Annotated in this window: 7 protein-coding genes; 4 read left to right on the top strand and 3 right to left on the bottom strand. The window is 46.4% G+C overall.

Going from position 1 to position 6,709, the window contains the following annotated elements; translation table 11 throughout:
* Together coq7 and bioB are read right to left on the bottom strand one after the other, a co-directional pair.
* The coding region (coq7, locus tag B7Y67_RS09105) for a 2-polyprenyl-3-methyl-6-methoxy-1,4-benzoquinone monooxygenase (RefSeq protein WP_293598371.1) at positions 1-429 on the bottom strand (429 nt) is incomplete at its 3' end.
* 15 nt (positions 430-444) lie between these two features.
* Positions 445-1,482, bottom strand: a complete 1,038-nt coding sequence (gene bioB, locus B7Y67_RS09100; protein ID WP_293598370.1) for a biotin synthase BioB — start codon at positions 1,480-1,482, stop codon at positions 445-447.
* An 89-nt stretch (positions 1,483-1,571) separates the two neighbouring features.
* Between bioB and bioA the strand changes: the two genes are divergently transcribed.
* From bioA to B7Y67_RS09080, 4 genes are read left to right on the top strand one after another with little or no spacing between them, the layout of a single operon-like run.
* Positions 1,572-2,918 carry an adenosylmethionine--8-amino-7-oxononanoate transaminase gene (gene bioA / locus B7Y67_RS09095; RefSeq protein WP_293598369.1) on the top strand — a complete coding sequence of 449 codons (1,347 nt, stop codon included), beginning with the start codon at positions 1,572-1,574 and terminating at the stop codon, positions 2,916-2,918.
* On the top strand, positions 2,915-4,144 hold the full coding sequence (locus tag B7Y67_RS09090; protein ID WP_293598368.1) for an 8-amino-7-oxononanoate synthase: 1,230 nt from the start codon (positions 2,915-2,917) through the stop codon (positions 4,142-4,144). Before bioA ends, B7Y67_RS09090 begins: the two co-directional genes overlap by 4 nt.
* A complete protein-coding gene (gene bioD / locus B7Y67_RS09085) occupies positions 4,141-4,863 on the top strand; it encodes a dethiobiotin synthase (protein WP_293598367.1) in 723 nt (240 codons plus the stop codon). The genes B7Y67_RS09090 and bioD overlap by 4 nt, the downstream gene beginning before the upstream one ends.
* Before the next feature lie 19 nt (positions 4,864-4,882).
* Positions 4,883-6,076, top strand: coding sequence for a M20 aminoacylase family protein (locus B7Y67_RS09080; protein WP_215302413.1), 1,194 nt, complete (start codon positions 4,883-4,885; stop codon positions 6,074-6,076).
* Between the two features lie 21 nt (positions 6,077-6,097).
* Here the strand turns inward: B7Y67_RS09080 and B7Y67_RS09075 are convergent.
* Positions 6,098-6,709 (bottom strand): enoyl-CoA hydratase-related protein (locus tag B7Y67_RS09075; RefSeq protein WP_293598366.1); only part of this gene is annotated, 612 nt, incomplete at its 5' end.

Genomic DNA, 6,709 nt, shown 5'->3' with positions numbered 1-6,709 from the left:
AACCTGCTTTTCGGTTTCAGCAACAAATCCCAAACTCCACTTATCACCCGCTAGGCCAGCAGCCAAGCCGATTGCAAAGGATCCTACATACCAAATTGGATTGAGATAACTCGTGTGCGAACCCAACTCTTGAAGACGCGTTTCGCACCAAGCTAAATGATCCATTTCCTCTTGGCCAGAATGATCCAGCATCTGTCGAATTTCAGGGTTGCGAGCTACTAATTTTTGAGATTGATACAGGGCTTGGGCGCAAACCTCACCCACATGATTTACACGCATCAATCCAGCGGCATGCTCCCGATCTTTTGTGTCCAATAAAGCGGTAGATTGCTTATCTGAACCCGGGGTTGGACGATGGGCATGGGCGCCCCCCACTACCGAGCGTAAGGCTGTATCAAACTCAATAATGAAGCGATCAATTAGGGTCATGAGAGGGATTTAAAGCTAGACCAGAACCTCTGCTTTACAGCTTTGCTTGGTCTTTAAACCTAGCTCGGCCAACAGTTCACGGTCTTGCTCTGCCTCGGGATTACCGGTAGTGAGTAGTTGCTCACCATAGAAAATAGAATTCGCACCAGCTTGGAAGCACATGGCCTGAACCGCCCTGCCGAGCTCTTGGCGACCGGCTGACAAACGCACGCGTGCACGGGGCATAGTGATACGGGCCACTGCAATGGTTCTCACAAACTCCAATGGATCCAATGGCTTCTGATCTGCCAATGGGGTTCCTGCTACAGGAACCAGATGATTGATCGGAACTGATTCTGGATAGGGGCTTAAATTGGCCAAGCGTGCCAAGAAAGCTGCACGCTGTTCACGAGATTCACCCATGCCCACAATGCCGCCGCAGCACACTGACATGCCTGCAGCACGTACATTAGAAATCGTATCTAAACGGTCTTGGTACCCACGGGTGGAAATGACTGAGCGATAGAAGTCCTCGCTGGTATCCAAATTGTGGTTGTAGAAGTCTAAGCCTGCCTCCTGAAGGGCTTGAGCCTGATTGGCTTCCAACATCCCCAGTGTCGCGCAGGTTTCTAAGCCCAAGGCCTTCACCCCCTTAATCATGGCGGTGACTTTTTCAATATCACGGTCTTTAGGCTCTCGCCAAGCAGCGCCCATACAGAAACGATTCGATCCAGCAGCTTTAGCAGCCTTAGCGGCAGCCAAAACCTCATCCAAATCCATCAACTTATTGGCTTTGACGTCGGTGTCATAACGAGCTGCCTGTGGGCAATAGCCACAATCCTCAGGGCAGCCACCAGTCTTGATTGACAAGAGAGTAGCTAATTCCACATCACCATCAGGGAAGTTAGCACGATGGGTTTCTTGTGCCCTGAACATTAACTCACTAAAAGGTAGGGCAAATAAAGCCTCAATCTGGGCCACTGACCAAGCACCCGAAGCATCGACCTCCTTATGCAAATCCTTTTGAGACTTGACTTGGGTAAGGGGTTTTTCAGTAGTTTGGGTGGCCTGCATGGTCGAATTCCAGAAAATAGATCAATTCAAGGCATAAACATAACAGATACAGGCCTAAATTAGGAAAAACTAGTGGTCAAATACCAAACATGAAGCTTATTTCTGATCCCATTCAAAGCTCTCTGGTTGAGCGCAGCCTAGACGCCGTATGGCATCCCTGCACTCAGATGAAGCATCACGAATCATTGCCATTAATTGCCATTACTAAGGGTAAGGGCGCTTGGCTCTTTGATGATCAGGGAAATGCATTACTCGATTGCATTAGCTCATGGTGGACCAATCTCTTTGGGCACTCCAATCCACGTATTAACCAAGCCATTACGAGTCAACTGGAGAAAATTGAGCATGTCATGCTCGCCGGCTTCACCCATCCGCCTGTAGTTGCTCTTTCCGAGAAATTGTCAGCTTTAACTCAAGGTCACTTGGGTCATGTATTTTTTGCATCTGATGGCGCCTCAGCAGTAGAGATCGCCTTAAAGATGAGTCATCACTACTGGCGACTCAACAATCAGCCTCAAAAGAAAAAATTTGTCTGCCTTGAGAATGGTTACCATGGAGAAACTTTAGGCGCCCTTGCGGTAACAGATGTTGCAATCTTTCGCGAAGCATACGGCTCACTTTTACAAGATGTTTTCACTGTTCCATCACCAGATGCGCGCAAAGCAAAGCTTGGTGAAAGTGCTGAGGATGTCGCTAGGTCAGCTGCCAAAAAATTAGAAGAGTTACTAGAAGTAGAGCATCAGAATATTGCCGCCATCATTGTGGAGCCACTCATTCAATGTGCAGGGCAAATGGCAATGCACTCTCCAGAATATTTACGCTTAGTGCGATCACTCTGTGATCGTTACAACATTCATCTGATTGCCGATGAAATTGCAGTGGGCTGTGGTCGATCAGGAAAGTTTTTTGCTTGTGAGCACGCAGGAATTTGGCCAGACTTCTTAACGCTATCAAAAGGTATCAGTGGCGGCTATCTTCCACTATCACTTTCCATGACGACTGATAAGATTTATCGAGCGTTCTATGGCGATCAAATGCAACAAGGTTTCTTGCACTCACATTCATATACAGGTAATCCATTAGCATGCGCTGCAGCACTTGCGTGCCTAGAGATTTTTGAAACTGATTCTGTTCTTGAAAAAAATCTTGAGCATAGTAAAGATCTTGCCAAGGCATTTGCCTGGGCAAAAGTTGATCCTCGTATTGAACATTGGCGCCAGCAGGGAATGATCTTAGCCTTTGATATCAAACCCGACTCCCTAAAAAATTCAACTGCGTTTTCACGAGAGATGTTTTCAGCCAGCATGGCGCAAGGCATCCTCATTAGACCGATTGGTAATACGATTTATGTCATGCCGCCGTACATCCTCACTACCGAGGAAGCAATGCAAATGGGTGCTTCTGTGCAACGCGCTCTAAACCAGGTACTAGCATGAGTAAACTATTTACAGCTCGCAATATGGCAGATCACCAGATTGCTGACTTAGATAAGCAATTGCTGAGACGCAAACTGCGCACAACCGAGTCACCCTGTGACACGAGAGCTCGCGTTGGTCAGCGAGAACTGAAAGCATTTTGTAGCAATGACTATTTGGGACTAGCAAATCATCCTGAATTGGTTTCTGCACTTGCAGAAGGCGCAAAACTATACGGGGTTGGTAGCGGTGCATCGCATTTAATTAGCGGCCATAGCATTGCCCATGACTTGCTTGAAAAAAAATTAGCTGCCTTTGAAAGTAAACATATCCCAAATGCGAGAGCGCTCTTCTTCAGTACCGGATATCTTGCGAATATCAACGCCATTACTGGAATTTCTAGACTGGCTGAGCAGGGTCAGGCCAGCATTTACTCAGCGAAACTCAATCATGCCTCTTTGATTGATGGCGTACGCCTAGCTAGCGCACAATCCAAAGCTCAGATCACTTTGTTTGACCACCGAAATCTCGATTCGCTAGAGGAATCTTTAAAGCAAGACACTCTGCCACTGAAATTGATTGTGGTCGATGGTGTCTTCAGTATGGATGGGGATATTGCACCCGTAGAAAAACTACTCCATATCGCCGAACAATATGATGCACTCTTAATGATCGATGATGCTCATGGATTTGGCGTGCTTGGCGAACAAGGCCATGGTATTTTGGAGCAAGCGGGCGTGCATTCAGAACGAATTATTTATGTCGGCACACTTGGCAAGGCAGCCGGTGTAAGCGGTGCTTTTATTTGTGCAAGCGCGCCATTTATTGAATGGCTTATCCAAAAGGGACGCCCTTATATCTACAGCACGGCTACACCACCGGCAATTGCTCACACTTTACTCAGCAGCCTTGAATTGATCGAAGGTGATGAAGGCATTGCGCGTCGTAAACAACTTAATAAGTTGATTCAGATTTGGAATGAGGAAATGACCTTCTCACGATGGGAAAAAACCCCTTCAACTACCCCCATTCAGCCAGTGATTTTAGGAAGCAATGCCAACGCATTAGCGGCAGCCAAACTCTTAGATGAAGCAGGTTATTGGATCCCCGCAATCCGCCCACCCACCGTCCCAGTTGGTAGCTCTCGATTGCGTATTACCTTTTCCGCAAACCACAGTGCTAATGATTTACGTGAACTGATTAAGACATTGAAGTCTATTGAGAAAAACGTAGAAAGTAATTCATGACGATCAATGCTTCTACTGGCTTTTTTGTATCAGGTACGGATACTGAAGTTGGTAAAACTTTAGTTGCCGGCGCACTCATTCTGAAACTGAGAGAAACAGGTATCAGCGCAGTCGGCTTTAAACCTGTCGTTGCCGGAACTTATGTGGATGCTAGTGGTCAAAAATTCAATGAGGATTTAGAGACATTACGCATAGCTTCAGGATTAAATCTTCATGAACAAAGTCTTTGTCGTTACATTCTCGATCAAGCGGTAGCGCCCCATCTTGTTGCCAAAGCAAATGATATCTACCTAGATTCCACCATTATCTTGGGTGACCTGCATTCACTAAATCAAAAATTTGAGGTGGTGGTTGTTGAGGGGGCGGGTGGATTTTTAGTTCCTTTAAATGAACAGGAAGATTTAGGGGATCTCGCTCAAGCAATGGATTTACCTGTCATCCTCGTTATAGGTATGCGTTTAGGCTGTATTAATCACGCCCTACTCACTTGTGAAGCAATTCAGTCTCGTCAGTTAACAATTGCCGGCTGGGTAGCGAATACGCTTTCAGAGGAGATGCCTCTTCTGGAAGAAAATATTCAAACGCTAAAAGACCGGATTTTTGCACCATTTTTAGGTGTTATTCCCACCCTTCCTCAGCAGCTTCAGAAACCGGAAAATGCCCCCTACTCCATAGAGTCATTACGATTTGCTGCGGAGCATATAAAACTTCCCGAGTAAATTCAGATAAGATGAAGCTATGCGATTACTTCCAGAAATCATCGATTCCGCATCAGCTATCCAAGAAATTCGTCGCAATATTCATGCGCATCCAGAATTACGCTTTGAAGAAAACCGCACATCTGATCTTGTAGCTGAAGCACTTTCGAGTTGGGGAATCACGGTTTATCGTGGCCTTGGCAAAACAGGGGTGGTTGGCAAGCTTGATGGTGACTTAGGTCAAGGCAAGATGATTGGTTTGCGTGCCGACATGGATGCACTGCCATTACAAGAACACAACACCTTTGAACACACTTCAAAGAATCCCGGCAAGATGCATGCCTGTGGGCATGATGGTCATACAGCAATGCTCTTAGGTGCTGCTCAATATCTGTCCAATCATCGCGAATTCAAAGGCACAGTCATTTTCATTTTTCAGCCAGCAGAAGAAGGTGGTGCTGGTGCGCAAGAAATGATTAACGATGGGCTCTTCAAGCAATTTCCTTGTGATGCTGTTTTTGGTCTACACAACTGGCCAGGGCTTGCTGAGGGACATTTTGGCGTGACCTCTGGCCCCATGATGGCTTCCAGCAACTCTTTTGAAATCATCGTTCGCGGCAAAGGTGGTCACGCTGCCCTGCCACATAACAGCGCTGATCCAGTGCTTGCAGGCGCTCAAGTTGTACAAGCATTACAAAGCATCATTACGCGCAATAAACGTCCTGTGGATGCAGCGGTGTTATCAGTTACGCAGTTTCATGCAGGTGAGACAAGCAACGTTATTCCTGATAGCGCCTTTATCGGTGGGACTGTTCGCACATTCACCATCGAGGTGCTAGATTTAATTGAGCAACGTTTACGAGAAATTTCTCATAACGTAGCAAGTGCATTTGACTGCCAAGCAGAAATCAGTTTTGCTCGAAACTACCCTCCGCTCATTAACCATGACAAGGAAGTTGAATTTGCCAGTGAAGTAATGAGCGAATTAGTTGGTGCACAAAACGTCAATACCTCAATCGACCCCACGATGGGCGCAGAGGACTTTGCATTCATGTTGCTGGAGAAACCAGGTTGCTATGTATTCCTAGGCAATGGTGATGGTGATCACCGAGCAGTAGGTCACGGTATGGGCCCATGCCATCTTCACAACCCTTCTTATGACTTCAATGACGCACTGATTCCAGTGGGCGTCAGCTACTGGGTCAAGCTAGCTCAACGCTACTTAGAAAAATAATTTAGCCTAGCAGTATATTTTTTACGAGTTCGTAAATTTTGCTGGGCGCTTTTCTATAAAAGCTGCCATACCTTCTTTTTGATCGTTTGTTGCAAAGCAAGAGTGGAATAAACGACGTTCAAAATGAATGCCTTCTGAGAGCGTAGTTTCATAAGCAGTATTAATTGCTTCTTTCACCATCATTGCAGTTAGTAATGGCATGTCTGCAATCGTCTTGGCAATTACTTTGACTTCTTTTAGCAAATCCGCTTGAGGGAAAATACGAGCAACTAGGCCGGAGCGCTCAGCCTCAGTAGCGTCCATCATGCGACCCGTCAATGCTAAGTCCATTGCTTTTGCTTTTGAAACTGCACGTGGCAAACGTTGTGTGCCACCTGCGCCAGGAATAATTCCCAACTTCACTTCTGGTTGTGCAAACTTAGCGCTCTCAGCAGCCATGATGGTGTCGCACATCATGGCCAACTCACATCCGCCTCCAAGGGCATAGCCAGATACCGCTGCAATCACTGGCTTACGTACTTTTCTAATCTCTTCCCAATTACGAGAGATAAAGTCACCGCGATAGACGTCGGCAAATCCATATTTCGCCATCGTCGCAATATCCGCACCAGCAGCAAATGCCTTTTCACTACC

It is taken from the genome of Polynucleobacter sp. 35-46-11 (genome assembly GCF_002281105.1).
The sequence above is the reverse complement of the archived record's forward strand: the minus strand, read 5'-3'. Positions and strand labels throughout refer to the sequence as shown.

Bases quoted from the DNA above. Each gene is read 5' to 3' on its own strand.
- bioB (WP_293598370.1), bottom strand. From the start codon at position 1,482: ATGCAGGCCACCCAAACTACTGAAAAACCCCTTACCCAAGTCAAGTCT.
- bioA (WP_293598369.1), top strand. From the start codon at position 1,572: ATGAAGCTTATTTCTGATCCCATTCAAAGCTCTCTGGTTGAGCGCAGC.
- B7Y67_RS09090 (WP_293598368.1), top strand. From the start codon at position 2,915: ATGAGTAAACTATTTACAGCTCGCAATATGGCAGATCACCAGATTGCT.
- bioD (WP_293598367.1), top strand. From the start codon at position 4,141: ATGACGATCAATGCTTCTACTGGCTTTTTTGTATCAGGTACGGATACT.
- B7Y67_RS09080 (WP_215302413.1), top strand. From the start codon at position 4,883: ATGCGATTACTTCCAGAAATCATCGATTCCGCATCAGCTATCCAAGAA.